This is a genomic window from Metabacillus bambusae, assembly GCF_017497975.1.
GTDB classification, from domain to species: domain Bacteria; phylum Bacillota; class Bacilli; order Bacillales; family Bacillaceae; genus Metabacillus; species Metabacillus bambusae.
The window spans coordinates 292,509-319,478 of the sequence record NZ_JAGDEL010000002.1; the positions used below are offsets into that span (position 1 = coordinate 292,509).

General features: G+C 35.3%; 31 protein-coding genes. 9 read left to right on the forward strand and 22 right to left on the reverse strand.

All coding sequences use genetic code 11. From position 1 onward, the window contains the following. The first annotated feature begins 30 nt into the window (after nucleotides 1-30). Nucleotides 31-846 carry a cobalamin-binding protein gene (locus tag I7822_RS03950; RefSeq protein ID WP_207975472.1) on the forward strand — a complete coding sequence of 272 codons (816 nt, stop codon included), beginning with the start codon at nucleotides 31-33 and terminating at the stop codon, nucleotides 844-846. Nucleotides 847-855: 9 nt separating this feature from the next. Here the strand turns inward: I7822_RS03950 and spsC are convergent, their stop codons facing one another. The 5 genes from spsC to I7822_RS03975 form a co-directional block, all read right to left on the reverse strand. Continuing rightward, nucleotides 856-1,581, reverse strand: coding sequence for a stationary phase survival protein SpsC (spsC, locus tag I7822_RS03955; RefSeq protein WP_207975473.1), 726 nt, complete (start codon nucleotides 1,579-1,581; stop codon nucleotides 856-858). A gap of 229 nt (nucleotides 1,582-1,810) precedes the next feature. Then, complete coding sequence (locus I7822_RS03960; protein ID WP_307847673.1) at nucleotides 1,811-2,131, reverse strand: YuiB family protein; 321 nt, start codon at nucleotides 2,129-2,131, stop codon at nucleotides 1,811-1,813. 75 nt (nucleotides 2,132-2,206) lie between these two features. Further along, nucleotides 2,207-2,332, reverse strand: a complete 126-nt coding sequence (locus I7822_RS03965) for a YuiA family protein (protein ID WP_207975475.1) — start codon at nucleotides 2,330-2,332, stop codon at nucleotides 2,207-2,209. A gap of 152 nt (nucleotides 2,333-2,484) precedes the next feature. Then, nucleotides 2,485-2,970, reverse strand: coding sequence for an NUDIX domain-containing protein (locus tag I7822_RS03970; protein WP_207975476.1), 486 nt, complete (start codon nucleotides 2,968-2,970; stop codon nucleotides 2,485-2,487). An 84-nt stretch (nucleotides 2,971-3,054) separates the two neighbouring features. After that, nucleotides 3,055-4,278, reverse strand: a complete 1,224-nt coding sequence (locus I7822_RS03975) for an NAD(P)/FAD-dependent oxidoreductase (protein WP_207975477.1) — start codon at nucleotides 4,276-4,278, stop codon at nucleotides 3,055-3,057. A 444-nt stretch (nucleotides 4,279-4,722) separates the two neighbouring features. On the opposite strand from I7822_RS03975, the gene yumC reads away from it, so the two are divergent. Beyond that, entirely contained in the window at nucleotides 4,723-5,715 is a 993-nt protein-coding gene (gene yumC / locus I7822_RS03980; protein ID WP_207975478.1) for a ferredoxin--NADP reductase 2, read from the forward strand. Between the two features lie 66 nt (nucleotides 5,716-5,781). On the opposite strand, the gene I7822_RS03985 is transcribed toward yumC, so the two are convergent. The 3 genes from I7822_RS03985 to dapF form a co-directional block, all read right to left on the reverse strand. Beyond that, nucleotides 5,782-5,985 (reverse strand): hypothetical protein, encoded by a 204-nt coding sequence (locus I7822_RS03985; protein WP_207975479.1) that lies wholly within the window; start codon nucleotides 5,983-5,985, stop codon nucleotides 5,782-5,784. A 176-nt stretch (nucleotides 5,986-6,161) separates the two neighbouring features. Further along, nucleotides 6,162-6,524: a HesB/IscA family protein gene (locus I7822_RS03990; protein WP_207975480.1), complete on the reverse strand. Its 363-nt coding sequence runs from the start codon at nucleotides 6,522-6,524 to the stop codon at nucleotides 6,162-6,164. Nucleotides 6,525-6,581: 57 nt separating this feature from the next. After that, nucleotides 6,582-7,442, reverse strand: coding sequence for a diaminopimelate epimerase (dapF, locus tag I7822_RS03995; protein WP_207975481.1), 861 nt, complete (start codon nucleotides 7,440-7,442; stop codon nucleotides 6,582-6,584). A 244-nt stretch (nucleotides 7,443-7,686) separates the two neighbouring features. Between dapF and I7822_RS04000 the strand changes: the two genes are divergently transcribed. Next, nucleotides 7,687-8,376, forward strand: coding sequence for a DUF2225 domain-containing protein (locus tag I7822_RS04000; protein ID WP_207975629.1), 690 nt, complete (start codon nucleotides 7,687-7,689; stop codon nucleotides 8,374-8,376). Between the two features lie 121 nt (nucleotides 8,377-8,497). Here I7822_RS04000 and I7822_RS04005 read toward each other — a convergent pair whose 3' ends face one another. Further along, a complete protein-coding gene (locus tag I7822_RS04005) occupies nucleotides 8,498-8,734 on the reverse strand; it encodes a YuzB family protein (RefSeq protein WP_066330348.1) in 237 nt (78 codons plus the stop codon). Between the two features lie 348 nt (nucleotides 8,735-9,082). Here I7822_RS04005 and I7822_RS04010 point away from each other — a divergent pair, with 348 nt between their 5' ends. Continuing rightward, nucleotides 9,083-10,150 (forward strand): NAD(P)/FAD-dependent oxidoreductase, encoded by a 1,068-nt coding sequence (locus I7822_RS04010; RefSeq protein ID WP_207975482.1) that lies wholly within the window; start codon nucleotides 9,083-9,085, stop codon nucleotides 10,148-10,150. 286 nt (nucleotides 10,151-10,436) lie between these two features. Here the strand turns inward: I7822_RS04010 and I7822_RS04015 are convergent, their stop codons facing one another. Then, on the reverse strand, nucleotides 10,437-10,754 hold the full coding sequence (locus I7822_RS04015) for a YuzD family protein (RefSeq protein WP_207975483.1): 318 nt from the start codon (nucleotides 10,752-10,754) through the stop codon (nucleotides 10,437-10,439). 206 nt (nucleotides 10,755-10,960) lie between these two features. Here I7822_RS04015 and I7822_RS04020 point away from each other — a divergent pair, with 206 nt between their 5' ends. Continuing rightward, entirely contained in the window at nucleotides 10,961-11,197 is a 237-nt protein-coding gene (locus I7822_RS04020) for a NifU family protein (RefSeq protein WP_066330351.1), read from the forward strand. Between the two features lie 257 nt (nucleotides 11,198-11,454). Here I7822_RS04020 and thrB read toward each other — a convergent pair whose 3' ends face one another. From thrB to yutH, 5 genes are all read right to left on the reverse strand, one after another. Further along, on the reverse strand, nucleotides 11,455-12,375 hold the full coding sequence (thrB, locus tag I7822_RS04025) for a homoserine kinase (protein WP_207975484.1): 921 nt from the start codon (nucleotides 12,373-12,375) through the stop codon (nucleotides 11,455-11,457). Then, nucleotides 12,372-13,430: a threonine synthase gene (gene thrC, locus I7822_RS04030; RefSeq protein ID WP_207975630.1), complete on the reverse strand. Its 1,059-nt coding sequence runs from the start codon at nucleotides 13,428-13,430 to the stop codon at nucleotides 12,372-12,374. Before thrC ends, thrB begins: the two co-directional genes overlap by 4 nt. Then, nucleotides 13,430-14,728 (reverse strand): homoserine dehydrogenase, encoded by a 1,299-nt coding sequence (locus I7822_RS04035; protein ID WP_207975485.1) that lies wholly within the window; start codon nucleotides 14,726-14,728, stop codon nucleotides 13,430-13,432. Before I7822_RS04035 ends, thrC begins: the two co-directional genes overlap by 1 nt. A 234-nt stretch (nucleotides 14,729-14,962) precedes the next feature. After that, nucleotides 14,963-15,937 carry a 2-hydroxyacid dehydrogenase gene (locus I7822_RS04040; protein WP_207975486.1) on the reverse strand — a complete coding sequence of 325 codons (975 nt, stop codon included), beginning with the start codon at nucleotides 15,935-15,937 and terminating at the stop codon, nucleotides 14,963-14,965. A 141-nt stretch (nucleotides 15,938-16,078) separates the two neighbouring features. Then, on the reverse strand, nucleotides 16,079-17,080 hold the full coding sequence (gene yutH, locus I7822_RS04045) for a spore coat putative kinase YutH (RefSeq protein ID WP_207975487.1): 1,002 nt from the start codon (nucleotides 17,078-17,080) through the stop codon (nucleotides 16,079-16,081). A gap of 272 nt (nucleotides 17,081-17,352) precedes the next feature. Between yutH and I7822_RS04050 the strand changes: the two genes are divergently transcribed. Beyond that, nucleotides 17,353-17,853: a phosphatidylglycerophosphatase A family protein gene (locus I7822_RS04050; RefSeq protein WP_207975488.1), complete on the forward strand. Its 501-nt coding sequence runs from the start codon at nucleotides 17,353-17,355 to the stop codon at nucleotides 17,851-17,853. 214 nt (nucleotides 17,854-18,067) lie between these two features. Here I7822_RS04050 and nucF read toward each other — a convergent pair whose 3' ends face one another. The 3 genes from nucF to I7822_RS04065 all read right to left on the reverse strand — a co-directional run bounded on the left by nucF (nucleotide 18,068) and on the right by I7822_RS04065 (nucleotide 20,772). Next, on the reverse strand, nucleotides 18,068-18,847 hold the full coding sequence (gene nucF / locus I7822_RS04055; RefSeq protein ID WP_207975489.1) for a 5' nucleotidase NucF: 780 nt from the start codon (nucleotides 18,845-18,847) through the stop codon (nucleotides 18,068-18,070). Nucleotides 18,848-18,947: 100 nt separating this feature from the next. Continuing rightward, nucleotides 18,948-19,391 carry a DUF86 domain-containing protein gene (locus tag I7822_RS04060; protein ID WP_207975631.1) on the reverse strand — a complete coding sequence of 148 codons (444 nt, stop codon included), beginning with the start codon at nucleotides 19,389-19,391 and terminating at the stop codon, nucleotides 18,948-18,950. Nucleotides 19,392-19,461: 70 nt separating this feature from the next. Then, nucleotides 19,462-20,772 (reverse strand): EAL domain-containing protein, encoded by a 1,311-nt coding sequence (locus tag I7822_RS04065; protein WP_243459247.1) that lies wholly within the window; start codon nucleotides 20,770-20,772, stop codon nucleotides 19,462-19,464. A gap of 298 nt (nucleotides 20,773-21,070) precedes the next feature. Here I7822_RS04065 and I7822_RS04070 point away from each other — a divergent pair, with 298 nt between their 5' ends. Beyond that, the gene (locus tag I7822_RS04070) at nucleotides 21,071-21,337 is read left to right on the forward strand and encodes a DUF3055 domain-containing protein (RefSeq protein ID WP_207975490.1); all 267 of its coding nucleotides are present in this window, start codon (nucleotides 21,071-21,073) and stop codon (nucleotides 21,335-21,337) included. Nucleotides 21,338-21,402: 65 nt separating this feature from the next. Here I7822_RS04070 and I7822_RS04075 read toward each other — a convergent pair whose 3' ends face one another. After that, a complete protein-coding gene (locus I7822_RS04075; RefSeq protein ID WP_066330361.1) occupies nucleotides 21,403-21,678 on the reverse strand; it encodes a YutD family protein in 276 nt (91 codons plus the stop codon). 116 nt (nucleotides 21,679-21,794) lie between these two features. Here I7822_RS04075 and I7822_RS04080 point away from each other — a divergent pair, with 116 nt between their 5' ends. Continuing rightward, nucleotides 21,795-22,484 (forward strand): YhcN/YlaJ family sporulation lipoprotein, encoded by a 690-nt coding sequence (locus tag I7822_RS04080; RefSeq protein ID WP_307847674.1) that lies wholly within the window; start codon nucleotides 21,795-21,797, stop codon nucleotides 22,482-22,484. A gap of 60 nt (nucleotides 22,485-22,544) precedes the next feature. Here I7822_RS04080 and lipA read toward each other — a convergent pair whose 3' ends face one another. After that, nucleotides 22,545-23,441: a lipoyl synthase gene (gene lipA / locus I7822_RS04085; protein ID WP_207975491.1), complete on the reverse strand. Its 897-nt coding sequence runs from the start codon at nucleotides 23,439-23,441 to the stop codon at nucleotides 22,545-22,547. 282 nt (nucleotides 23,442-23,723) lie between these two features. Between lipA and I7822_RS04090 the strand changes: the two genes are divergently transcribed. Continuing rightward, on the forward strand, nucleotides 23,724-24,713 hold the full coding sequence (locus tag I7822_RS04090) for a M23 family metallopeptidase (RefSeq protein WP_307847675.1): 990 nt from the start codon (nucleotides 23,724-23,726) through the stop codon (nucleotides 24,711-24,713). Between the two features lie 244 nt (nucleotides 24,714-24,957). Here I7822_RS04090 and I7822_RS04095 read toward each other — a convergent pair whose 3' ends face one another. Further along, complete coding sequence (locus tag I7822_RS04095) at nucleotides 24,958-25,065, reverse strand: methionine/alanine import family NSS transporter small subunit (RefSeq protein WP_083964563.1); 108 nt, start codon at nucleotides 25,063-25,065, stop codon at nucleotides 24,958-24,960. After that, on the reverse strand, nucleotides 25,065-26,576 hold the full coding sequence (locus tag I7822_RS04100) for a sodium-dependent transporter (RefSeq protein WP_207975492.1): 1,512 nt from the start codon (nucleotides 26,574-26,576) through the stop codon (nucleotides 25,065-25,067). The genes I7822_RS04095 and I7822_RS04100 overlap by 1 nt, the downstream gene beginning before the upstream one ends. Between the last annotated feature and the right edge of the window lie 394 nt (nucleotides 26,577-26,970).

Here is a 26,970-nt window from a genome sequence, read left to right on the forward strand (position 1 = left end):
TAATTCCGTTTTGCCAGTAGGAGGGTCTAAATGAAACTAATTTCAATTTGTCCAAGCAACACAGAGCTAGCTGTTTATCTCGGTTTAAAAGATAACCTCGTAGCATTAGATGATTTTTCTGATTGGCCAGAAGAGCTTTGTCAGCTTCCAAGATTAGGACCTGACCTTTCAATAAATATGGATCTTCTCGAGACTTATAAACCAGACTTAGTACTAGCGTCCCTAAGTGTTCCTGGTATGGAGAAAAACGTTGAAGCATTAAAGAATCGAAATATTCCTCATATTGTGTTTGATCCACAAACATTCCAAGATATCGCAGAAAATCTTCAAACATTAGGAGATATCATTGGCAAAAGGAAAGAAACGACACTTGCAATTGAAACATTTAACAACACTCTTGAGACATATCGAAACATAGCTGCTACGATCCACCAACCTAAAACAGTCTACTTTGAATGGTGGCCAAACCCTATTTTCACTCCAGGAAAAATCAACTGGCTAACAGAATTAAGTCAGTTAGCAGGGGCTAGAAATATTTTTGATGATGTTCAACTTGCTAGTGTGCAAACAACATGGGAGGATGTTGTCTCTAGAAATCCTGAGCATATCTGCTTATCATGGGTTGGGGTAAAGCAATCTAGAATGAAGCGTGAGCATGTATTGAAGAGAAAAGACGCATCTGACTTACAAGCTGTACAAAATGGTCAGATTCATTTACTTGAAGAATCATTATTCTGTAGACCCTCTCCTCGTTTGCTTGTTGGTTTACAAAAACTCTCATACTTATTACATCCAGATTATTTCCCTGCCTCTCACCCAATAGAAAGTAATAAAACAAAAAGCTAGTATCGCTTACTAGCTTTTTGTTTTATTTTTTATATATTTTTGCCTGAAAACTTGCATTGATTCCTCTTCATTCAAACTCTCTAATTGTTCTTCCGTTAATTTACCTTCGCCCATTTTCACAACATATACATCTAATTGCTTCTTCCCCCAATTATTGTATACATCTGTTACAGTATCATAATAGAGATCTAATCTATTACCTTTTATTGCACCGCCTATATCTGCAACGACCCCATACCCATATCCAGGAATAAAAAGAATAGTTCCAATCGGAAACACACTAGTATCTGCAGCAACAGTTGAGTATAAATCACGTTTTACTTTTACACCTGAATATGTAATCCCGTAACTCGGATGGTTAGGATATTTACCAGTAGATTCAACACCTGCTGTATAACCTGTTGCGATAACTTTTTTCGTAGGATACTGAGACCAATCAAATGCCTCTTCAAGTGATACATCGTGAATTGTTTCAACACTTGAGGAAACCTGTGTTTCAATAGTTGGTTCATTATTCATTGATTTAAACGTTAACCCTAAAAATCTAAAGGTATCATCATCCTCATTTGCATTCCCACGATCGAGGCTTTCACTTGAACTTGAAGAATTATGATTGTACCAGTTCTTTACGTCTTCTGCCTCTACACCTGATATCGCTTCAAACGTTGTTGTTAATGCCCCTAAAAATAATAAGGTCATAAACATCCTTTTACTAACTCTCTTTATACTTATCATTTATTTCCTGCTCACTCCTCTCACAAATCTATTCGTTCCCACTTTGGAGAGAGAATATTCACAAACAGGAAATATACATATATTAACAGTTTAAAAGCATCCACTAAATAACTTAATAAACCCTTACGGATAAAAGGAGGAATTTGTATGTACGTTTTTATCAAGAGAACAAAAAAAGCCTGGCACCCTAAAAGTGTCAGACTTTTCGTATAAGGATAAAAAGATTCGCCTAAAACATTTGGTAGCCTCTTTTTCGGAGCATTTTAATAACAACTCCAGAAAGAATCGCTCCAAACAGGCCACTAGCTAAAACAAGTATATCTGCAAGCGCTAAAGAAACAATTTTATTGCCCAAAGCAGCAAAGGATTCACTAGGGCTTTGAAAATATTCGATAAACCTAACATTATCTATAATAAAAATACAAACAATAGGATACACAATCGCCATGATCCAAGACATTCGTAAAAGCATATTTAATAAAAATCCAATTCCGAAAAATAAAACTAAAAATAAAAGCATTGAAATTAATAAAACAGGTAAGCTTAACACGCCTATCACCTCCATTACACCTATTTTAGTGTACTGAACTAACGATAGACAGTCAATCCCAACTCAGTGAACGTTTTATGACTTCTTCCCAGTTCCCTCACAGCTATTACAAGTTTCAGATCCACCTAATAGTAACTGAAAATAGCCTTTTCCAGAGCAATAAGGACATTCTTTTGTCTCAACTTCAGTTGTTGTATTCATAAATGTCTCTCCTTTAGTCATTTAATAGTTCATATTAATATATCAATTATTCTGACAATTTAAAAGGGAGATAACCTTACATTATTATTCATGTAAGCGAATACATTTAGGTATTTCTTTAATTATCTAGTTTTTTCGCATAATTAAGAAAATTATAAAAATAACGTGTAAGCACGGTAGCCAAAATGATCGCCAGGATTATAGTGATCATATTTTTTCAGCTCTGTTTCAAAGGATGCTTTAGCAAAATTCATAAGCAACAAGGAGGAATCTGGATCATGAAGTAGTATTTGCGGATTGATAAATGCTGCTTCCTCGAGCTCATCTGTTTGAACGGTAATAGCATTTGTTGTGGCTCTAAGGGTAAAAATGATCATGTTATCACTAATCACATCTTTAATTACTCCAGAACGAATGCCAATAACCCCTTCAACATTACTAATTATTCCTGTTTCTTCTTGAATTTCTCTAATAACCGCCTCATCTATCGTTTCTCCTTGTTCAACAAAGCCTGCTGGAAAAGACCACTTTCCTTTTAATCCACCATATTTTTTCTTTACAACCAGCCATTCATTTTGTTCATTCCGAACAATACCGGATACAGCTAACCACACATTTCCACGCTTTGACTGTGACATGTCATCATTCCCCCTTAGTTACCATGTGAAAAAAGACAAAAGCAGTTAGCTCTTGTCTCTTTTTCATTATAATACCGTTTTATATTATAGTAAGTTAAATTTACCTTTTTTCAATACTAATGAAGGTCCACCAACCATTAATAATGCACGGTTATCAATTACTTTTTTCATGAATGATGCTTTCGTTCCTACTAATTTTTTACCAAATACTACTCCAACTGCATCATTTTCGCCTAAAGATGCAACAGATCCTTTAATATCTGGTGTAAATGTAGCCATTTCACCACGCTCACGAATTGCAACTGCTAAGTTTTTAGCACAAACTTCTCCTTGTTGCATCGCAATTTGTGCTGTTGGTGGGTAAGGGCGATTAATTTCTTCGTTAATAATTAATGCGCAATCTCCAATGATGAATACATCCTCATGTCCTGGAGCACGTAAGTAACCATCAACTTTTACACGTCCACGCATGTTTTCAAAACCAGCTTCTTCAACAACACTGTTTCCGCGAACACCAGCAGCCCATACAACAGTTTCAGCTTTAATTGTTTCCATTTGATCATCTTTCGCAACAATGATACCGCCTTCGATACACTCTTTAATAGCTGTACCGATTCTAAATTCTACACCTTTTTTCTGTAAATGATTTACTGCATAATCAACTAACTCAGGATCAAATCCTGGTAATGCTGTTGGTGCAGCTTCAACACAGATAATGCGTACCTTTTTGAAATCAATATCATACTCTTTACAAAGCTCAGGTACTCTGTTACCTAATTCACCTAAGAATTCGATACCTGTGAATCCAGCTCCACCTACTACAATTGTTAAGCGTTCGTCTTTTTTCTCTGCTTCCATATTATAAGTAGCAAATTGATATTCAATATGCTCACGTAATTGACGTGCAGAATCAATGCTTGTGATACCAAATGCAAATTCCTTCAATCCTTGGATACCAAATGTTTCAGGGTGTGCACCTAAAGAAATAACTAAATAGTCATATTCAACTTCGCCATTTTCTAAAACGACCTTTTTAGCTTCTTTATCAATTGAAACAACTGTGTCCTTCACGAATTTCACACGGTTGTTATCAATGATATCTTTGATTTGATAACGAGCACGATCATGGTGTAAAGTACCTGCTGATGCTTCATGTAACCATGTTGTTTCATAGTGATAATCATTTTTATTCACTAATGTAATTTCTGCTTCGTCTACACCTATTTGCTTTTGTAAACGAGTTACTGTAATTAATCCACCATACCCTGCACCTAATACGACAACTCTTGGCTTTCTCACCGAATACATCCACCTTTTCTTTAAAATTGTTGTAAAAAATCGAATTATGTCTATTACTATAATCCACTGAAATACAACATTTTATTTTGATATGAAAGATAAAACTTTGTGAAATCATTCACTTACCTTCGCATAAAGAAGGTATATTTCCCTGATAATACAAATAAATATATATAATTACACCTATATTCCATATTATCTATTTAAAATTAATTTTTCAAGTAATTTTTTCTTACAAAAGAGTATTAATTTATCTGAAAATATTTTATAATCTTATTTTTTTAAGGCAAATACTATTTAAAGCACATAAATATAACAACATTCTCCAAAAAAAGAACCGAACTTTGTCATATGATATTTAGAACAAGCAAGTAAAAGTAAATGAAATAGTCAATTCACTTATGGTAAGATTTCTACATAGGTATTGTATAGTCTTAAAGAGGAGGATGACATGTGAAAGAAGATACTAAGGTTTATGATATTACCATCATCGGTGGAGGACCTGTAGGTTTATTTACTGCTTTTTACGGCGGAATGAGACAAGCAAGCGTCAAAATAATTGAAAGTCTTCCCCAACTGGGTGGTCAGCTTTCCGCATTATATCCTGAAAAATACATATATGATGTCGCAGGCTTTCCTAAGGTGAGAGCCCAGGAGCTCGTTGATAATTTAAAAGAACAAATGGGACTATTTTCACCAACTGTTGCTCTAGAGCAAGCTGTTGAACATGTAGAGAAACAGGCTGATGGTGTATTTAAGCTAACAACAAACAACGAAATCCATTATACGAAGACAATCATCATTACTGCAGGTAATGGAGCATTCCAACCTCGAAAGCTAGAGCTCGATACAGCTGTAAACTATGAAAACAAAAATTTACATTACTTTGTAGATGATTTAAATAAATTTGCAGGTAAACGCGTTGCACTTTGTGGTGGGGGCGACTCCGCAGTAGATTGGGCCCTTATGCTTGAACCTATTGCAAAAAGTGTTAGCCTTATTCACAGACGTGATAAATTCAGAGCTCATGAACATAGTGTAGAGTTATTAAAGAATTCTAAGGTAAATATTCTAACACCATATGTTCCAACTGAGATTATTGGTGAGGAAAACATTGAACAGCTCGTATTAGAGGAAGTAAAAGGTGATCGCAAAGTAGTGGTTGATATTGATGATTTAATTATTAACTATGGCTTTGTTTCTTCACTTGGACCTATAAAAAATTGGGGTTTAGAAATAGAGAAAAACTCTATTATTGTTAATTCTAAAATGGAAACAAATATTGAAGGCATTTATGCGGCAGGTGACATCTGTACATATGATGGGAAGGTTAAGCTTATTGCAAGCGGATTTGGTGAAGCTCCGACTGCAGTTAATAATGCAAAAGCATTTATGGATCCAAAAGCGCGTGTCCAGCCTTTACATAGTACAAGTTTGTTTAACTAATTATTTTCTTTCTATAAAACAAAACGACTGTATTGGATCAGTCGTTTTGTTTATTTTCTGACTTAATTATTCTTGTAATACTTCAATTGAGGAGATATGAGTAGGGTTAATCGTAATTTTTTTTGCATGATCAAGATAGATGAAACCATTATGCAGCACACTACCATTAGGATGTTCATTGTAAAGAGTTTTTTTAAAGTCATTTACTGAATAACTATCTTCTACTACCACGTACTCTTTTCCACTATTCATGATAACTTTAATTTTCATTTCTTCTCACTCTCCTAATCATATCTTATCTACTTATTCTATAGGAGAAATAAAAACTCCTACCTTCATAAAAAAAACAGACCATCTCTAACTATGAATAGAAAAATTCACAGCTTAAGAAAGTCTGTTTCCAATACTTACTTAGGTATTTTGGCATCCATTTTTCAGTAAGTGTTTTAACACTCTTCAGGAGTACCTGTATTTGCCGCAGTTCTAAACGATGACCCACAACCACAATTAGCGATTGCGTTAGGATTATCGATTGTGAAGCCCCCGCCCATCATTGATTGCTTATAATCAATTTTAGTTCCATTTAATATAGGAGCATCTTCTTTTTTTACGAGGATCGTTAATCCATGTTGCTCTAAAACCTGATCCTCCTCAGTGATTTCGTGTTCAAATCCCATTCCATAAGATAGACCACTACAGCCTCCACCTTTTACCCCTACACGAAGATAAGCATTTTCTTCTTCATGATCTTTCATCATATCTTTTATTTGATAAGCAGCAGCTTCTGTAATTATAACTACATCATTCATCCGTATACCTCCTTATTCAGTATGAAAGGATTATATGTTTAGTATACAACTTAGTCTTCACTCACTCAAATAATAGGTTCCTTCGCATATAACCTCTGCTGGGCCAGTCATTAATACAGTTCCTGCCTTCGTCCAATTTATTTGCAAATCTCCTCCAGCTAGATGAACCGTGGTTTCTTCCCCATGATTTGTATAGTTGTTTAGAACAGATGAAACAACTGCAGCACAAGCACCTGTACCACAAGCTTGTGTTACGCCTGAACCTCTTTCCCATACTCTAAAATGAAGCTCCCTTTCTGATACCACTTGTACAAACTCTACATTTACACCTTCTTGAAAGCGTTCATCCTTCTCAACGATTGGTCCTAATGTTGTTACAGGTGCCTGATTGATGTCATCTACATAAAAAATCACATGTGGATTTCCCATAGATACAGTTGTTACTTCATATAGTTGTCCGTCAAATTCCATTTTTTCATTAATCGTTTTTTCATTACCATTTCCAGCCATTGGGATTTGAGACTTTAATAATCGTGGTTCACCCATATCAACTGTTACTAATTTTACTTGATTATTCTTAAGCTGCACTTTTGCTTCTACAAGACCTGATAACGTCTCAATCTTAAATTCTGTATCTTTTACTAATTTATGCTCAACAGCATATTTCGCAACACATCGTAAACCGTTGCCACAATTTTTACCTTCTGAGCCATCGTTATTAAAAATTCTCATTTTCACTGCAGCTTTATCAGAAGGACAGATTAAAATTAATCCATCAGAGCCGATTCCAGTATAAACATTTGATACTTGTTTAGCGATTTCAGGTAATTTCGCTTCTTCAAGCTGCTCCTCAAAAAGATTTACATATATATAATTATTACCTAGTCCGTGCATTTTTGTGAATTTAAATGAAGTCATTTTATCCTCCAAAAGATTTTGTTTTTATTAGTATAAAATGTTGGAAATATGAACACAATACAATTATCCCCCGTTTTATAGAAGTAAAAGCTTCCTGTCGTTGTAGGAGGCTTTTATTTTTATTGTTATTCCTCTTAAAATTTACAATCAAACTAGTTCTTTTTTCTTATTTTTTGGTATACTTTACTTATTAAATAAAAATATCACATCTTTTATTTTAGGTATAAAGGGGTGGGTGATCGTGATAAAAGAACTAGATTATTTATATAATAAAACCGTTACATGCATAATCTGTAAGGAAAAGTATACAACAAAAAAGGTTTTATCTAAATATGTTAGAGCCAATAAACATGATACTGATTTTTGCTCATACTATGTGTCCACAAAGAAAAACCCATTATTATACTATGTCCAAGTATGTCCGACCTGTGGTTTTTCTTCGTCTGAAGAATTTTCATCCTATTTTCCTCCCACTACTTTAAACACCATTCAAGAAAAGATATGTGCAAATTGGACTGGAACGGACTACTGTATTGAACGATCACTAGATCAGGCGATTAATTCTTATAAATTGGCAATCTATTGTGCCACACTAAAAAATGAAAAGCATATAGCGCTAGCCGGACTATATTTACGATTATCATGGCTATATCGTACAGAAAGAATAAATCTAGAAGAGGAAAAACGTTTTTTACGATTAGCACTTACTGAATATGTGAACTCTTATATGATTGGAGATTTTGCAGAGACACACCTTTCTGAAATAAAGCTCCTTTATATCATTGGAGACTTAAGTAGAAGACTCGGAATGAGAGAACAGGCAACAAAATATTTCTCACGTGTCATAGAAAAGCAAAAAGAAACATTTGAAAAAGGTATTGTTGAAATGGCGAAAGATCGATGGGCTGAAATGCGAGAAAAGAAATTAGGATAAAGTTTAAAAGGAGCTGGTACTATAACAGCTCCTTTTTATGATTATGAAGGAAACGGGCTTTTAGCTATTCATTTCCTTTATTTTATATCGTTGCGATAATACTCCATATCGGTTTTAGCTATTAAAACATTGGGTTTTCCTCTAAAAAGATATAAATATTTTCAACAAGCTCATTAGGATTTGTTCCCGTAACAATTTCTCCATTAACCAATACATAAAGGGAATGACTACATTTACCACAATATCCTAAACATCCATATTCGATAATATCTAAATTTGGATCTTTTTCAAGCTGTTCTAATGCAGCTTGAGCTCCATTTGCTAAATTACTTATACAAAACTCAATAATCGGCTTCATTTTTTACACCTCTCTACTGCTCCCTATTCTCATAGGAATAAACACTTACGTCCAAACTTTATTATACTATTATATTTTGGTCAAGGCACACTTATTAGATGGGAAATTTTTTCTTGAAAAAAGATTATTTTCTTGTAAACAATAACTAAATAATCCATCATTGTGTTGCACAGTTATGTTCTAAGAGTAAATCTCACTATTTTAATTAAAGCTTTTTATGATAATGTGTTGTGATTTCAGCTTAAATTCGTTATACTTTTTATGAAATTTTGAATTATTTAACGTATTATTTCTTGATTTTTATTATATCATCAACATCAAAAACGTGGGGAAAAAGGGGTATCGTAGATGAAGAATCTAGTGATTCTTGGCGGTGGCTACGGTGGAATGCGGATTCTACTTAGATTGTTACCAAACCATTTGCCAGAAGATGTTCAAATTACACTTATAGATAAAAATCCATATCATTGTCTAAAAACCGAGTATTATGCACTTGCAGCCGGTACAATTTCAGATCATCACATTCGTGTTTCTTTTCCTGAACATCCAAGTCTCCATTCAAAGTTTGGGGAAGTGACTTCTGTAAATCTTGATAAAAAAGAAGTTGTTATAAATGAAGAAGAGATTGTTCCTTATGATGACTTAATCATTGGATTAGGCTGTGAGGACAAGTATCATAATGTACCTGGTGCAAATGAATATACTTATAGCATCCAATCAATTGATCAATCACGTGAAGCCTATCAAAAGTTAAACAATTTAAATGCTGATGCTACTGTTGCAATTGTTGGGGCTGGGCTAAGCGGTGTAGAACTTGCAAGTGAACTAAGGGAAAGCCGTAAAGATTTAAATATTAAGTTATTTGACAGAGGAAAGCATATCTTAGCTAGCTTCCCTGAGCGACTAAGCAGCTATGTAGAAAAATGGTTTACAGAGCACGGAGTTGAAATAATTAATGGTGCTAATATCACAAAAGTTGAACCTAATGTTGTTTATAACCATGATCAACCATTTGATTGTGATGTGATTGTTTGGACAGCAGGTATTCAACCTAATAAAATTGTACGTGACCTTCCAGTTGAAAAAGATGCTCAAGGTCGTGTCGTCCTAACAACTCAGCACTTTATCCCAAATTATGAAGATGCATTTGTCGTAGGTGACTGTGCTAGTCTTCCACATGCACCAAGTGCTCAACTAGCAGAAGCGCAAGCAGAACAAATTGTTCAAGTGTTACAAAAAAAATGGAATGGGGAGCCTCTTCCAGAATCATTCCCTCCATTTAAACTTAAAGGTGTTCTTGGATCTCTTGGTAAAAAACAAGGCTTTGGTTTAGTAAACGATCGTCCACTAATGGGACGAGTACCACGTTTGTTAAAATCAGGGGTATTATGGATGTATAAATATCATAATGGTTAAATAGAACAAGCGGAAGACTTAAATTTTGAGTCTTCCGCTTATTTATTATAGCTGTTTTCGCAAACTTTGTTGCTATTTACCAAGTAAAGCGGTGTGGTTGATTGCAGCGAGAGATGCTCGCTTTCCGCGGGGCGGACGGTAAGCCTCCTCGGTGTTAACACCCTGTGGGGTCTCACCTGTCCCGCAGCTCCCGCAGGAGTCTCGCACTTACGCTCCAATCAACCTGAATTAGTTTTTGTTTCAAAAGCAACAATTTCTTAGAAAAGAGCCTTTATTATTGACTTCTTCAACTCTCATATCCATATTGTTCCATAGTTTCATAAATCTTTTTTAATCGCGGATTCCCTTCTCCAACAACCGTACCTTCAATGACAACAAGTGGATAGAAGTATTCATCATTTAATACCTTCTCAGCCATTTCCTGCTTTTTAGGGTCATTTGGAGGCTGATGAATATCAATATAGGTAATCGTAAAATGCTGATCCTGATATTTTCTTTTTAAAGCTGCATCAAGCCATTCATATGTTTCTTTAGCCGATGGTAAGTTCACACAGCTAGGACAAAGAATTTCTGCCCCATATACACAAATTTCAACTGATTTCATTCCTAATCCCCCACCACAATTCTTTTTCTCCATTGTATTCGACTGAATGAAAGATTTCCATCTTATCGTTAGTTAGATGTACCATTTTTTAAAATGAAAAAATATGATAAAATAAGCTGTATCAAGTTTTATTATATCCAATCTTTCGATTAGATTTTTCGCTACATTTCAAATATAATATGAAATAAGGAAAGGAGTCGATTTGTATGACTGAAACAGTAATGATTGAACAAGTTCAAGAAGTATTAGATAAACTACGTCCATTCTTACTTCGTGATGGAGGAGATTGTGAATTAGTAGATGTAGAAGACGGTATTGTAAAACTTCGCCTATTAGGTGCTTGTGGAAGCTGCCCTAGTTCAACAATCACATTAAAGGCTGGTATTGAACGTGCTTTATTAGAGGAAGTACCAGGTGTTATTGAAGTAGAACAAGTATTTTAATAAAAGGAAAGGACTGACCAAAATGGTTAGTCCTTTTTTTATTGGTTCTGTTAAACTTGGTTTTTGATTTCCGCTGCAGGCTTTCGCTTTCCGTGTGCTGGTCCGGGAGTCTCACGTATACGTTCCCATCAACAAAGTGCAAAAATCAACAGTGAGCTTTAATTGAGCCTTTTTAATAGAAAGACTGGCTGATGGTTCAACCAGTCTTTCACACAATATTGGCATTCTAGAAAAAACGCAGGCAACTTCCATCTTTATTATACACTTTTCACTTCTTTAATCTGCTCTACTCTACAGCCTTCAAAGTCAATGTCAAGACGCTCAACATCACAGCTTGAGAACTCACTTGCCAGTTTTTCAGCTAAATAGTCACCTTTTCCTTTTTCAACGAAACAAATAACCGTAGGACCCGCACCGCTAAGGGCTGAACCGTATGCACCAAGATCAAGTATCTTTTCTTGAACCGCAGCAATCTCTGGGATTAAACTGCTTCTATATGGCTGATGAAATAGATCTTTGTTCATCATTTTCCCTACCAGCGTCCAATTGTTCGTGAGAAGTCCAGCGACTAACATATTACTAATTGCACTTGCTTCTACTGCTGCTTTGTAATCAAGTGATTCTGGTAAGACGTTTCTAGCATCACTTGTAAATACCTCATATTTAGGTACAACAACAACTGTGTCGACATCTATATTTTTTACACAAACTAATTCTGTTTGATCCTCTTGATGAAGACCGACAACTAACCCACCAAAAAGGGAAGCACCAACATTATCTGGATGACCTTCTTCAAGGCTTGCTATCCTTAATTTCTCATCATTTGTTAATTGAAGGTTACAAAGCTGATTTGCAAGCTCAATTCCACCAATAATAGCTGATGCACTGCTGCCAATCCCCCTTGCCATCGGTATATCGCTCCATACCTTTACTTCACAAGCAGGCAATTGTTTATTATATTTAGAAGCTGTCTTATTAGCTACCTTTGCAATTAAGTTATCCTCATTTGTAGGAAGGTCCTTAACATGTTCAGTCATTGGGATAAAAAGAAGTTGATCTGCTTTAGTTACTTCAAGTGTTAAATATTTACCGAGCGCAAGCCCAATAGAATCAAATCCCGGACCTAAATTGGCCGTGCTACCCGGTACCGTAATTTTTAACATGTCGCCTTCTTTCATTGAACTGTAACTCCATTTAATTGCTGTAAGAAGACTTCCTCATCATTCGGAAGAACAATTGGTTTGATTTCTGAAATATCGATCGCAGTATTTGGATCTTTTAAACCATTACCAGTTAAAACAGCAACAACCTTGCTGCCTTCTTTAATAAGGCCTAATTTACGATGCTTGATCAAACCAGCTATTGATGCGCAAGAGCCAGGTTCAGCAAATACACCTTCCTCACGAGCAATTAATTGATAAGCTTCTAGGATTTCTTCATCAGTAACAGAATCAATTTTACCATTTGACTCTTCCTTCGCTTTTACAGCTGTTTCCCAGCTTGCTGGATTTCCGATACGAATAGCTGTAGCAACTGTCTCAGGATTTTCAATTGGTTCACCACGAACGATAGCAGCTGCACCTTCAGCTTGGAAGCCATGAATTTTCGGTAAGCCCGTTTGTTTCTTTTCATTATATTCTTTAAAGCCTTTCCAGTAAGCTGTGATGTTACCTGCATTTCCTACAGGAATAGCAAGATAATCTGGTGCACTACCGAGTTGTTCACATACCTCAAATGCAGCAGTTTTTTGGCCTTCAATTCGATATGGATTTACCGAGTTAACTAAAGTAATCGGTAGTTTCTCACTTATGTTTCGAACCATTGTTAGCGCATGATCGAAATTTCCTTGGATCGCATAAATTTCTGCTCCATACATAACCGCTTGTGCAAGCTTACCAAATGCAATTTTTCCGTCTGGAATTAACACGATACATTTCATGTTCGCTCTTGCAGCATAAGCTGCGGCCGCTGCGGAAGTATTACCTGTTGAAGCGCAAATAACTGTGTCACTACCTTCTTCCTTAGCTTTTGCTACAGCCATTACCATTCCACGATCTTTAAATGAACCAGTTGGATTTGTACCTTCTGTTTTCACATATAATTCAACTCCAAGCTTTTCAGAAAGCTTTGGTAAATGAATAAGAGGCGTATTTCCCTCTTGAAGAGTTAACTTAGGTGTATTCTCTGTTACGGGTAAAAATTCTGCAAATTCTTGGATAAGACCCTTCCACATCATATTGAACCGTTCCCTTCTACTCGATACGTACTTTTTACTTCTTCTACTACTTCTAAGTCATTTAAATGTTGTAAAATTTCTTCAAAATCGCTTTGAGCTGCTTTATGAGTAACAATCACAATTTCTGCTAGATTGCTATTTTTAATTGGGAGCTGAAGGATTTTCTCGAAACTAACTCCTCTTTCAGAGAAAAGGGATGTGATATTTGAGAATGCACCTACTTGATCCTTCGCTGTAATTCTTAAGAAATGCTGTGCGTAAATATGCTCTGGGCTTTTTAACTGCTTTTCGAATTGAGGGGCAACTGCACTTCTTCCATTGACATCAAGTCTCATGTTTTTCATGATACCGACTAAATCAGATACAACAGATGTTGCAGTAGGAAGACTTCCCGCTCCAGGACCATAGAACATCGTTTCACCAACTGCTTCACCATAAACATACACTGCGTTATATTCGTCATTCACAGCAGCTAATGGATGAGATTCAGGTAGTAAGGTCGGTTCAACAGCAACTTCAATTTTACCATTTTCTCTTTGTGCTATTCCGATTAACTTCATTGTGTAGCCAAGACGCTTGCTATAGCCAATATCATCGTCAGTAACACTTGAAATTCCTTTTACTTTTACATCGTCTAAGTCAACATGCATTGAAAAGCCTAAGCGAGCAAGAATGGCCATTTTTCTAGCTGCATCCAAGCCCTCAACATCTGATGTAGGATCAGCTTCCGCATACCCCAGATCTTGAGCTTCCTTTAATACTTCGTCATATGCACTTCCGAGCTTCGTCATTTTTGTTAAGATAAAGTTCGTTGTTCCGTTAACAATCCCCATCATCTTTGTAATTCGATCAGAAGCCAAGCCATCTACTAGGCTGCGTAAAATTGGGATACCGCCTGCTACACTTGCCTCATAGAAAAGGTCACAGCCATTCTCTGTTGCAATAGAGAGTAGTTCTGTTCCGTACACTGCCATTAAATCTTTATTCGCTGTAACAACGTGTTTTTTAGCTTGTAGTGCTTCAATTAAATGCTGACGAGTTTCTTCTACGCCGCCCATTACTTCAATAACAACATCTATATCAGGGTTTTTTATTACATCATCTACATTTGTGGTAAAGATCTCTTTTTCAAGGTGGACTTGTCGTTCTTTATCCATATTTTTCACTAATACCTTTTTTACTTTTACTGGACAACCAACTTGGTGCATTAACTTATCTTGGTGATCCTCGATAATCTTAACAACACCACTTCCAACCGTTCCAAGACCTAAAAGTCCAACATGTATTGCTTCCACAAGTTCCACTCCTTTTCATGTTCATCCAGAGAGTACAACTGTACCCTCATAAAAGACACCATTAATATACTTGTCATTATAAAATGCATAGAACTGTTTTACAAGGGCGAATTTTCAGTTTTTATAATGAAAACGCTACCTTTGTTGCTATATAAGGATTTTATTTTTTAAACATTTTTTAAAATTCAAACTCACTTTTGGTATGTATAAAGTTTTTCAGTATATTATTTGTTCTTATTTTACGATGACCTTTGTTTTTGGCGTATTTCCTTTTAGGACAGACGCAATGTTATCTGCACATAAATTCATCATCGTATATCTTGTTTCAAGGCTTGCACTCCCGATATGTGGTAATGCAACAACATTATGTAACCCCACTAATGGGTGGCTCGATTCGATTGGCTCTTGCAAAAATACATCAAGCCCAGCACCAGCAATTTCATTGTTGATTAGTGCTTCATAAAGGTCAACTTCATTCACAACAGCACCTCGACTTGCATTGACAAAAATACTTGAGTTTTTCATTTTAATAAAAGCATCCTTATTAAAAAGCTCACGAGTCTCATCAGTTAATGGGGCTAAACAAACGACAAAGTCAGCATTTGATATCAATTCATCAAACGTAGAATAGATGGCACCAAGCTTAGTCTCTGCCTCCTCATTTCTTGTTCGGTTATGGTAGAGAATCTTCATGTCAAAGCCTGTTGCTCGTTTTGCAACTGCTTGTCCAATTTTCCCCATCCCAACAATACCAATTGTCTTATGATGGACATCATAACCCGCTAGTAGTAATGGTCCCCAGCTTTTCCATTGATTATCTTTCACATAATCAGCAGCTTCTAGTAATCGGCGTGCTGTTGCAAGAATTAAACCGAACGTTAGATCCGCAGTAGTATCTGTTAATACATCTGGAGTATTACAGACAACAATTCCTAAGTCATTCGCATAATGAACATCAATGTTATCATATCCAACTGCTAGATTTGCTACGACTTTTAACTGCCCAGCTACATCTAATAATTGTTTATCAATAGAATCTGAAAGCATTGTAAATAGTGCATCAGCTTTTTTTGCTTTCTCAAGTAATAAATCTCTTGGACAAGGTGTTTCCTCTTCTGGCCACATTTCTACATCTGCTATTTCATAAAGTGGTTGAAGCTGTTGTTCTGAACATTTCCTTGTCACAAAAATATAAGGCCTTGTAGTCAATATGATCACCTCAGAAAGTTATAGTCGGTACCCTTATTTTACCACAAGCCCTACTAAATGTACTTTTTATTAATATAAATACAATGACTGATCCGAATTTCAAAGAAATTGAATCAGCCACCTTAATTTTTAAGTAATCTTTTATGAAGACATCCATTCGACCGTTGGTACAACAATTCTTTTTGTTTTCATAGACAACATACTTGAATAACTTCGTAAGAATGATTCATACTGACTTGAATTTTTCAGTATTTCGTTCATTTTTTCCTCAAAAAATGGTTTATCATCTTCTTGTGACAAATAATAATTTTCTACACACTCAAAATAATGAATAGGGAATAATAATCTACTATAGATAAGTCTCCATGAGAATGCTGAAAGTGGTGTTGTACGATCATAATCTTCTAAAAAGCTGAAACCATTTATTTTTAATTCCTCTTGATTTTCAAAGAAAAGATGTCTCATATATTCTGCAATGTCCCTACTGCCATGATCAAAAACCCATTCGGTTGGTAATTTCACACACATTATCGGATTCCATGTTGTAGAGTTGAAACGATGGTGACAAATAGTTCCTGAGTCAATCGGTTGTGGCTCTTCATCTAGTTCTGTATCTACTAAATATTGAATTGCATTTTCAGCTAATCCTAAATAATAGGGGAAGGACTCTACAAACATTTTTTCAAACTGATTTAGTGGTTGGTTATGCACCCTCCCCATCCAAAATGACTCTAATTGATCTAAGCGCTTTTCCCAAAGAAATTTCCATTGGCCAATTCGCTGTGTTTTTGACACTTGATAGGGATAAGATCTCGCCTTTTGATGAAATCGAGCTAATTCTCTACCAATTTGATTAAACCTCCCTTGTGTATATGATGAACATTTGATAATTGCATATTTTGCTTCATCCTTCTCAAAAAACATATGGTTTTTTTTAGTTAAAACAATGCTTGAAATATAAGGCTCTCTTTTTTCTAACATAAATTGACTTAATTGATATAACTCATATAGTTCTTCCTCATCTATATGTGTGACAGGTATTAGTAGAAAATGGGTTTGGTGCAGATAAAAAGAGTCGTAGTCGCCAAGTTTTGTCATCTCTTGAACTTTTATTCCATACTCTTCGAAAATTGTTTTCTTCATTTTAATCCCTCCTGAACAAATATCCTTATTCTATCGTAATCCATTTTTCTTAAGTTTATGATTAATTAAAGCAGGGAGTACTAATGTTTTGTAGAAGAATATAAGGATAGTCGTTTATTCTTATTAGATTTGTTTAGACTGTTAACAGAGTATTGAATATTCCCTCTAAATTAAGAGAAGTATGAGTGTCCGACTTATTACTGGAATATTTGGCATATATGCGTCATAAACTAAATAAATGCTCAAAACATAAAGAATTGGGTGATGGTTAAATGAAAAGTGAAGAAAAGATGGATCTCGTTGAAAAAACAGCAAGGGAATGGATGGTTAAACGCGGCGTAAAACTCGAAGATATTGCTGATCTAGTATACTTTTTACAGGAAAAGTATCACCCTGATTTAACAATGGAAGAATGTTTAGATAATGTTGACCGCGTTCTTACGAAAAGAGAGGTCCAAAATGCTGTTCTTACTGGTATTCAATTTGATGTATTAGCTGAAAAGGGTCAATTGGAGGAGCCATTACAGAATATCATTGAGACTGATGAGAGCTTATATGGAGTAGACGAAATTCTAGCATTTTCAATTGTCAACATCTATGGTTCAATCGGCTTCACAAATTACGGGTATATTGACAAGCTTAAACCAGGTATTCTGCAATACTTAAATGATAAATCATCAGGAAAATGTCATACATTTTTAGACGATATTGTAGGAGCGATTGCAGCAGCTGCCTCAAGCAGACTAGCACACCGAGCTCGAGATGTTGAATAAGAACAAAAGCTCAGGGCGCCTCGATCAGCCTCAGGCAAATAAGTTGATTTAGAATAGAAAGCGTTCTTTGCCTTCAATTCTAAATTAGCTTATGACCTCGAGGGGCTAGGCTGGAGCTGGATGTCGTGCGCTTATCCACAGTTCAAGAATTTTATAATTTCCTTAAACGAGAACAAAAGCAATTGGTGCAACAAGCGGCCAATTGCTTTTGTTTTTAATTTCGAATTACCCCACACACATAATCTGCTAATGAATCCACTGTATAGGTCGGCTGAATAGAATAGTCTTTTAACTGGATTTTAGATGTCACACCTGTATGCACAAGCAACGTATCTAAACCACAATTGATACCAGCCTTTATATCAGTATCATAATTATCTCCGACCATTAATGTGTCACTTTTATCTGTTCCTAACACCTGTAATGCCTGTTCAACAATGATTGTTTCTGGTTTCCCAATAAAAATCGGCTGAGTATTTGTCGATACTGAAACAACAGACGTAAGTGCTCCATTCCCAGGTAAGAGGCCACGCTCAGTAGGAAGCGCAATATCTGCATTTGTTGATACAAATGTAGCACCGTTTCTTACTGCAATACAGGCTTTTGCCAGCTTTTCATACGTTATTTCTCGGTCAATCCCAGTTACTACAAAATCAGGGTCTTGGTCTACAAGCTTTAAGCCTCTAATCTCTAATGCTTGTTTTAGCCCTATTTCACCAATAGCAAATATTCTAGCTTCTGGATTTTTCCCCCATATAAAATTAGCAGTAGCTTGACTTGTTGTAAAAACATGTTCTTTTGTTGCATGAATATTAAATTGCGTTAGCTTTTCCGCTACTTGTTCCGGTGTTTGTGAGGAATTATTTGTTACGAATAAGTAAGGGATTTGATTTTTCACTAAATAAGCAACAAACTCGCTTGCTGCCTCAATTTGTTCCGTTCCTCTATACATCGTACCATCTAAATCAATTAAATAACCTTTATACTGCTTCACTTGAATCACTTCTTTCCTGTTATTTTCAATTTGAAAGAGGGTGACTAATCAGAGTCACCCTTTTGTGCCTATTCGTTTACTTGTAATATTACTGCTTGTTTTACACAGGTTTAAAAGCTGTGACTGGTCCGAGTTCGTTTTTTATGTAATTTCGTACATTGGTTGGAAACGATTTTAGATTATTTTCATGAGTTACAAACGTAAGTACTAACTTTTCATGGTCAACATCTAAGTAATCTTGAACTAACACTTTTCTAAGGTGAATTACTTCTTTAAGGCCAACTGCTTCATCATTGTTTATTACCTTTTCATCCAATAGGATATCAATTATATCTTCATAGCTTCCTGGATCTCTCATAATAAACCCATCGATTATTGCATTCCCAACATCGAGAATAGTTTCAATGCTCATATGACAGATTCTTTCAAGGGCCACTCTCTCAATAGCGTTAGTCCATTCTTCTGCTTGACTTTTAAAAAGTTCTAACTGATTTTCTAGAAAAGTTAATTTTGCTTCTATTTGTTCTCGATCAACAAAGTACATTGTTTTCACCATCCATTATCCTATTCTTAACTGGCAGTATCAGGACGACTGACCATTAAGAGCCAATAAGTTATAGTAACGCAACTCGTTCTTTCTCTAACGTCCCAGGTTTTGCATAAAAGTATCCTTGCGCTAGGTCGACTTGATTTCTTACTAGAACGTCTGCTTCTTCTTTTTTTTCTATTCCTTCTGCAACTACGAGTGAACCTGTTTCTTTCGCAATCAAAATTAACCCTTTTAGCATTGATTCTTTTACTTTGTTTGTATCAATGTCTTGTATGACAGACCGGTCAATTTTGATAATATCTGGTAGGAGTTCACTTATTGTATGAAGACTAGAATAACCAGCACCTGTATCATCTACTGCAATACGAAATCCTTTTTGACGCAATTGTTTAATGTTATCATGAAAAAACGTTAACCCCTCTATCGAATCCCGCTCTGTTACTTCAAAAATAATTTTGTTAGGTTTAATCTCTGGAAAGTTCGTTAAAAGCTTATTAAGTGCAGGGATAAAGCGTTTGTTCCCTAATGTAAGTGGCGTAAAATTAATGAAAACATCATCCAAACAACCGACTCGGTTAATCAACTTGAACGCTTTTTCTAATACTAACAGCTCTAAATCGTAGTTTAGGTTTGATTGTCTTGCCAAGGAAAATAATTGTAGGGGGTTCTCAAATACTGTTCCTTTTGGACCTCTTGTTAAAACTTCCCACGCTTTAATTTTATTTGTAGACAAATCAATAATTGGTTGTGCTAATAATGTAATCTCACGCTTTTGGATGATATCCCGCATCTCGATTAATGTTTCTATATACCGAGATTGTATTCGTTTTTCTGCCATTGCCACAGCTTGCTGTTGTGCTGTATAAAGTGCATCCTGTGTTGTACAATGTAGCCTTTCAATAAACATATATCCAATATCAAATGTATGATTAAAATACGGGTATTTAGTATAGATCCATCTTTCTAACTTTGGTGTTAGTGTCTTTAACATATTCTCAATCTGCATGACACTTTGTTTTTCGTCATTTATTTTAAGAAAAATTGTTAATCCATCGCTATAATAATCATGAACAACAAGTAAATCATTTTTATAAACTGAATCCTCAAAAATATGTTTAAACCCTATTCTAAGTTCCTCTTTGTATTCGTTTAGTTGATTTAGTTCAAGTTGTTGGGATAACTCTCGAAGATTTGAGGTAGAGATAACGACTACTGCGACTTGCTGTCCATTTGACAGTGCACGATAGACTCCCTCTAATACAGGGTCTCTGAGTACAAATTTTGGTGGGTAATAACGTAATTTGTGATGTGGTAAAAAAAGTTTATTCCACTTTTTAATTCTTCTGAATTGCATATCCCAAAAGCCACTGTTCATGAATACTCAACCCTTCTGGTAGACACCGTTTACGTAATCATATTTTAACACAATTATGGAAATTTCGACTAATTTCTTGAAAAATTTTATTTTGAATTCTGTTTTTCTTTTTTTATTTTTATTTAAAAGATTTCCTTCTATTTGTTATGATGAACTTGTCTTTAAATTGAAGTTATGTAAAATTCTGAAGATAAAATTTTCAAATGTGTGTGTTATGAGAAAGGATTTGTTAATCAACACTGTTGATTAATAGTCCATGAGAAAAAACGAAATGACCAACTTAAAAGGAGAGAAACTTATGTCTGAACGCTTTTTTTTATACGATGATACAGTAGATACGAAAACGAGATTTGTGAGTTTTATGGGAGAAAATCAACGATTTGATCTAGCAATTATTCAAAGTGACCGATACTATGGCAAACATATTGTTCTCGATATCCAAAGTAATCGCTTCGCAATAATTGGCGAGGATGATCTAAAAGAACCAGGATATTTAGAATTTGCCTATAAGCTAGGTGAAGAGGATGCTGAGGAATTACGTGACTTTTTATATCAGCTTATTTAATAATTTGTCATTTTTCCTTCTAAAATTTAATGAATAAGGAAAACGTGGCTTGGTTTAGCCACGTTTTATTTTTTTAACTTCTTCAATACAAAATAAGCACAACCAAAATTGCAATACTCAAAAATATATTCATCCAATGTGCTTATCTTGGTGTCATAGGATGCTTTTTGATTTTGATCATCAAAGAAACCACGCAACCTTAGCTGATTATATCCCCAATCTCCAACAATAAAGTCATATTTATTTAAGATATCACTGTATCTTTCTTTAAATGCATCTTCATTAAAACCACTTTTTTCTTCTTTAACTAATTCAAAACATTGGTTCTGAACACAAATCATTTTGATTCACCTCATCATATTCCTTATTCTTATCATAATCTAATCATACCCAACCATCAATTACTAAGAAAGTTTCTATTATCTTTGGTCATCCTAATGTTGAGGAGGTGCTAATAGTGATAAAAACGAAATTAGCGATTAGTGTTGTTGGTTTATCTCTATTAACTGCTTGTCAGTATGGCGCTGAAGAAGATGCTCAATTTTTACACGAAAGTGGTAATACAATAAATGTACAGGATCGAACCGACCTTTACAATGAGGAAGGTCATACAAATTTAAATAATAGCAAATCAGCCAACTTTGGTTATGTACGTCATCAAAAAAGTGGCATTGCACAGGATGTAACGTTTACCCGAACTCCAGGCTTAGATAGAGAGCAAGCTGCAAACACGATTAGCAGCTTAATTGTCCAGTTACCAAACGTAGAAGATGTTGCGACATTAGTCACAGATGAAGAAGTATTAGTTGCCTATGAGACAGATTCTGATAATCGCTTTGAAACGGCAGACCAAGTTAAGAAAACCGCTTTATCTGCAGTCCCAAGGTATTACCACGTCTATGTTTCAGATGATGTGAATATGATTCAACAAATTGAAGCATTTAGTCCTTTGGATTCCAATAGTCGCGATATTGACCAAATTTTAAACAAGACAATAAAAGAAATGTTAAAGTCACCACAAGGTCGTGCTTTAAATAAGGGTGAAAATGCTAATGGAGAAGGCTATGGTGAAATGAATGAAGAACTAGATGATGATATGAAGGATAACTACGAAAAGACGAGATTTAAACAGAAGACAAAGGAATAACTACAAAAAAGGAAGAGTGACTACCTCTTCCTTTTTTATAAACTATAGTCTAAATACTGTTTAAGCCTGTGCTTGCTTTTGCTTTGCAGCAGCATTAACTTGCTCGTCTGCATGGTAAGAAGAACGTACAAGAGGACCAGCTTCGCAATGGCTAAAGCCTTTACTTATAGCAATTTCACGTAGTTCTGCAAATTCGTCTGGATGATAATATTTTTGTACCTTTAAGTGTTTTTTTGTTGGCTGTAGATATTGACCAATTGTCATAATGTCAACATTATTTGCTCTTAAATCATCCATTGTTTCAATGATTTGTTCCTTCGTTTCGCCTAATCCAATCATTAAGCTAGACTTAGTAGGAATTTCCGGTTGCATTTCTTTTGCACGTTTTAAGAACTCTAAAGATCTGTCATATTTAGCACGAGCACGTACTCTTGGGGTAAGCTCACGTACTGTTTCTATATTATGGTTTAATATATCAGGCTTTGCGTCCATTAACGTTTTAAGGTTTTCATAAATCCCGCCCATATCTGAAGGTAACACCTCAATGGAAGTAAACGGGCTTTTACGGCGAATGGCACGGACAGTTTCTGCAAATACCTTTGCTCCACCATCTTTTAAATCATCACGAGCCACAGCGGTAACAACTGCGTGCTTTAGATTCATTAAAGCAACAGAATCTGCAACACGTTCTGGTTCTGCTAAATCAAGTTCTGTTGGAAGACCGGTTTTTACAGCACAGAAACGGCATGCACGGGTACAAGTATCACCTAGGATCATAAATGTTGCTGTTCTACGAACTGCCCAACATTCATGTATGTTTGGACATTTTGCTTCCTCACAAACCGTGTGAAGATTTTTTTCTCTCATAAGTTTCTTTAAATCAGTATAATTTTCATTTGTATTTAATTTTATTTTTAACCATTCTGGCTTACGTAAATATTCTTCCTTTTTCGCCATCAGATTCATCTCCAGTTATGTAATCTAAAAATATAATTTTCATGTTTCTCTTTAAGTTTTTTATATCCGTATCAACTTTAACATATGACATCGAGCGGGACAAGGGAAAGGGTCTTTTGCAATTTCTAACATTTTCTATTAATGAAAAACAAATTGATAACCAAACTATTAAGAGAAACTTCTCTTTTGGCAGGTCTATTCCTATTAGACAGTAAGCGGAAGAACAGGTAATACTGCCAGTTAATGCGGAATACATGAAATGGCTGAAAGGAGCTCATTACTGTGCGCAAAGTTCTATGTTCCATTATAATCTTTATGGTGATTAGTTTTTCAGCTCAACCTTTAGCTTTTGGTGCTGAAACTGATCAAAATCAAGAATACCAAAAGCTAATGAGCTTATATAAAAAGACAGAAACTGTAACAAATATACCTTGGTATGTATTAGCGTCCATTGATCAATATGAGAGAAATGTTCGCCATTCCCGCAATGATATCCCCAAAGCCGAAGGATTGATTGAAATATATTTCAAGCCAGAGGTATGGAGTGGTCCTCTTAATCCAAATAAAGAAGACCAAAACCCTCTAACTATAGGGTTGTTTGGAGGAATTGGTGAAGACGGTAATGGGGACAAACGAGCTGACCCTAAAAATGACGAAGATATACTCTATTCTTTTGCACATTTTTTACAATCATATGGGACAGATATTGAAAACCTAAAAATTGGCTTATGGGATTATTATCAACGTGATAAAGCAGTAGGACTTATTTTAGGTCATATGAAATTGTATAAAAAGTATGGCCGTTTAGATTTAGATAAGCATGCATTTCCTGTACCTCTAAACCATAATTATAGCTACAATAACACATGGGGTGATGCTCGAGGTTGGGGTGGTCGACGTATTCATGAAGGGACAGATATTTTTGCTAATTATGGGGTTCCTGTGCGTGCAACATGTTTTGGCGTTATTGAAATGAAGGGTTGGAACCGATATGGTGGCTGGAGAGTTGGGATTAGAGATATTGATAATACGTACCACTATTTTGCCCATTTAAATGGTTTTGCAGATGGTCTTCAAACTGGACAGATTGTTGAACCAGGACAACTAATCGGTTCAGTTGGAAGCTCAGGTTACGGACCTCCAGGTACTGCTGGAAAATTCCCTCCACACTTACATTACGGTCTTTATAAGGATAATGGGAGAACCGAGTGGTCATTTGACCCTTATCCACATTTAAAAGCATGGGAGCGAGCAGAGAGAAATAAAAGATAATTATTAACATAAAGGCTCAGTTAAAGTTCGCTGTTGATTTTGGTACTTTGTTGATTGGAGCAGAGGGCTTGAGACTCCTGTAGGAGGGCGAGTCCAAGGGAGACTCATGCAGGTGCAAAGCACCTAGGAGGCTCACGGACTGCCCGCGGAAGCGAACGCCTGCGCGGAAATAAACAACCAAGTTTAACAGAGCCAACACAAAAAATAATAGGCTGACATTAGCAGTCAGCCTATTATTTACATTTTATTTACTTTGCTTTGCCTTTACGACTGCATTTGTAATACTTGCAGCCAAGCCTCCCCAAACAACCACAATACCAATTACCATCATTGTAATAGCAGATGCACTCATTATCGAGATACCTCCTTATTTGACGAAGCTAATGATTCTTCCTTCTTTTTACGCCCGATTGAGAATAGTACACCTACAAAGATTGCACCTAATGCAACTGTCCATCCCCAATTGAATAAGAATTCACGTGGATACTCACCGTATTCACTTGTTAAATTTGTTCTTAAATTATCGAACATCATATAACCTAAAACGATTGGTGTAATAACACTTAAGCAAATTCTCCACCAAGTTCCAATTTGAATGTCTGATAAATCATTTGCATGCTTTTGAATGTTTTTCAATTCCTTAGCAAACCAAGCAATAGCTAACACTTCAATTAAACCAGCCAATGTTACACCAAATGTGTTGATAAAGTAATCAACCGAATCAAGGAAGTATAGTCCTCCTCTAGTTGCAAATAGTAATGAAGCAATTGCTGCTAAACCACCACCGATTGCAACAGCTTTCGTACGAGAAATGTTAAATTTCTCCTGAATACCAGCAACATATGTTTCAATAATTGATATTAATGATGTTAAACCGGCTAATATTAATGAACCAAAGAATAAAAATCCAAATAGACCGTTAAAAGCTGGAAATTCATTAATAATCTGAGGGAATACAACAAATGCTAAGCCAACTCCAGAAGAAACTACTTCTGCCACAGGCACACCTTGTTGTGCTGCCATAAATCCTAAGGCACTAAATACTCCGATTCCTGCAAGAACTTCAAATGCTGAGTTACCGAAACCTGTAATAAATGCATTATTTGTAATATCAGATTTTTTCGGTAGATAACTTGAATAAGTAATCATAATAGCAAATGCAATTGATAAACTGAAGAAAATTTGACCGTAAGCTGCAACCCAAACTTTACCGTCAAGGATTTTACTCCAATCAGGTTTAAAGAATGCCTCTAAGCCTTGTGCTGCACCATCAAGTGTAAGTGCACGAATAACGATGATTGTAAACATAACCACTAATACTGGAATGAAAACTTTATTTACAGCTTCAATTCCTTTTTTAACTCCCGCAAATAGTACTCCTAAAGTAACTACCCACACAAGAATTAATGGAATTAATACGCCCGGTACTAAACCACCGAAATCACCAGGAGTTTCAGCTAACTTTAAATATTCACCAAAAAGGAATCCTTCTGTATCACTACCCCAATTTTGATTGAATGAAAAAATAGAATAGGATGATGCCCAAGCAATGATAACTGGGTAATAACAAGAAATAACAAATGATATAGCTAATTGCCACCAACCAATCCATTCTTTTCCTTTGCTTATTTTTGCAAATGTCAACGGAGCAGAACTACGATATTTATGTCCTAATGTAAACTCCATCACTAGTAATGGGATACCAGCAGTTAATAAAGCAAATAAATATGGTAGGAAGAACGCTCCTCCTCCATTTTCATAGGCTGTTGCTGGGAAACGCCAAATATTACCTAAACCAACTGCAGAACCAACGGCTGCCATAATAAAGCCTGCCCTTGTCCCCCACTGTGGACGATTTTCCATCTAAATTTCCCCCTTTTCAAATAGCACCTTTAAATGTGGAAACAATTTGAAATTATATAATTTTCTGATTATTTACTATAATCTATACATAGTATAAATGGACTTTATTCCTATGTCTATATAAAAATTTCAAAAAAATCATATTAATATAGTTTTTTCAGAACTTTCCAATTTTAATAAACAAAATATGGATATATCATATTAAAATAATATTTTTAGGTACATTTTTAACTTTTTTCTTTTGTTTATTAGCTTATTAAAGCAACCACTTAATAGACTTAACTAAATAATATTTTTCACTTTTTGCCAATTCATATCAAATAGTAATATTAAAATATCTTCCCTCATCACACAAAACTATTATTTAATAGTATATATTGGTAATTATTAGAAA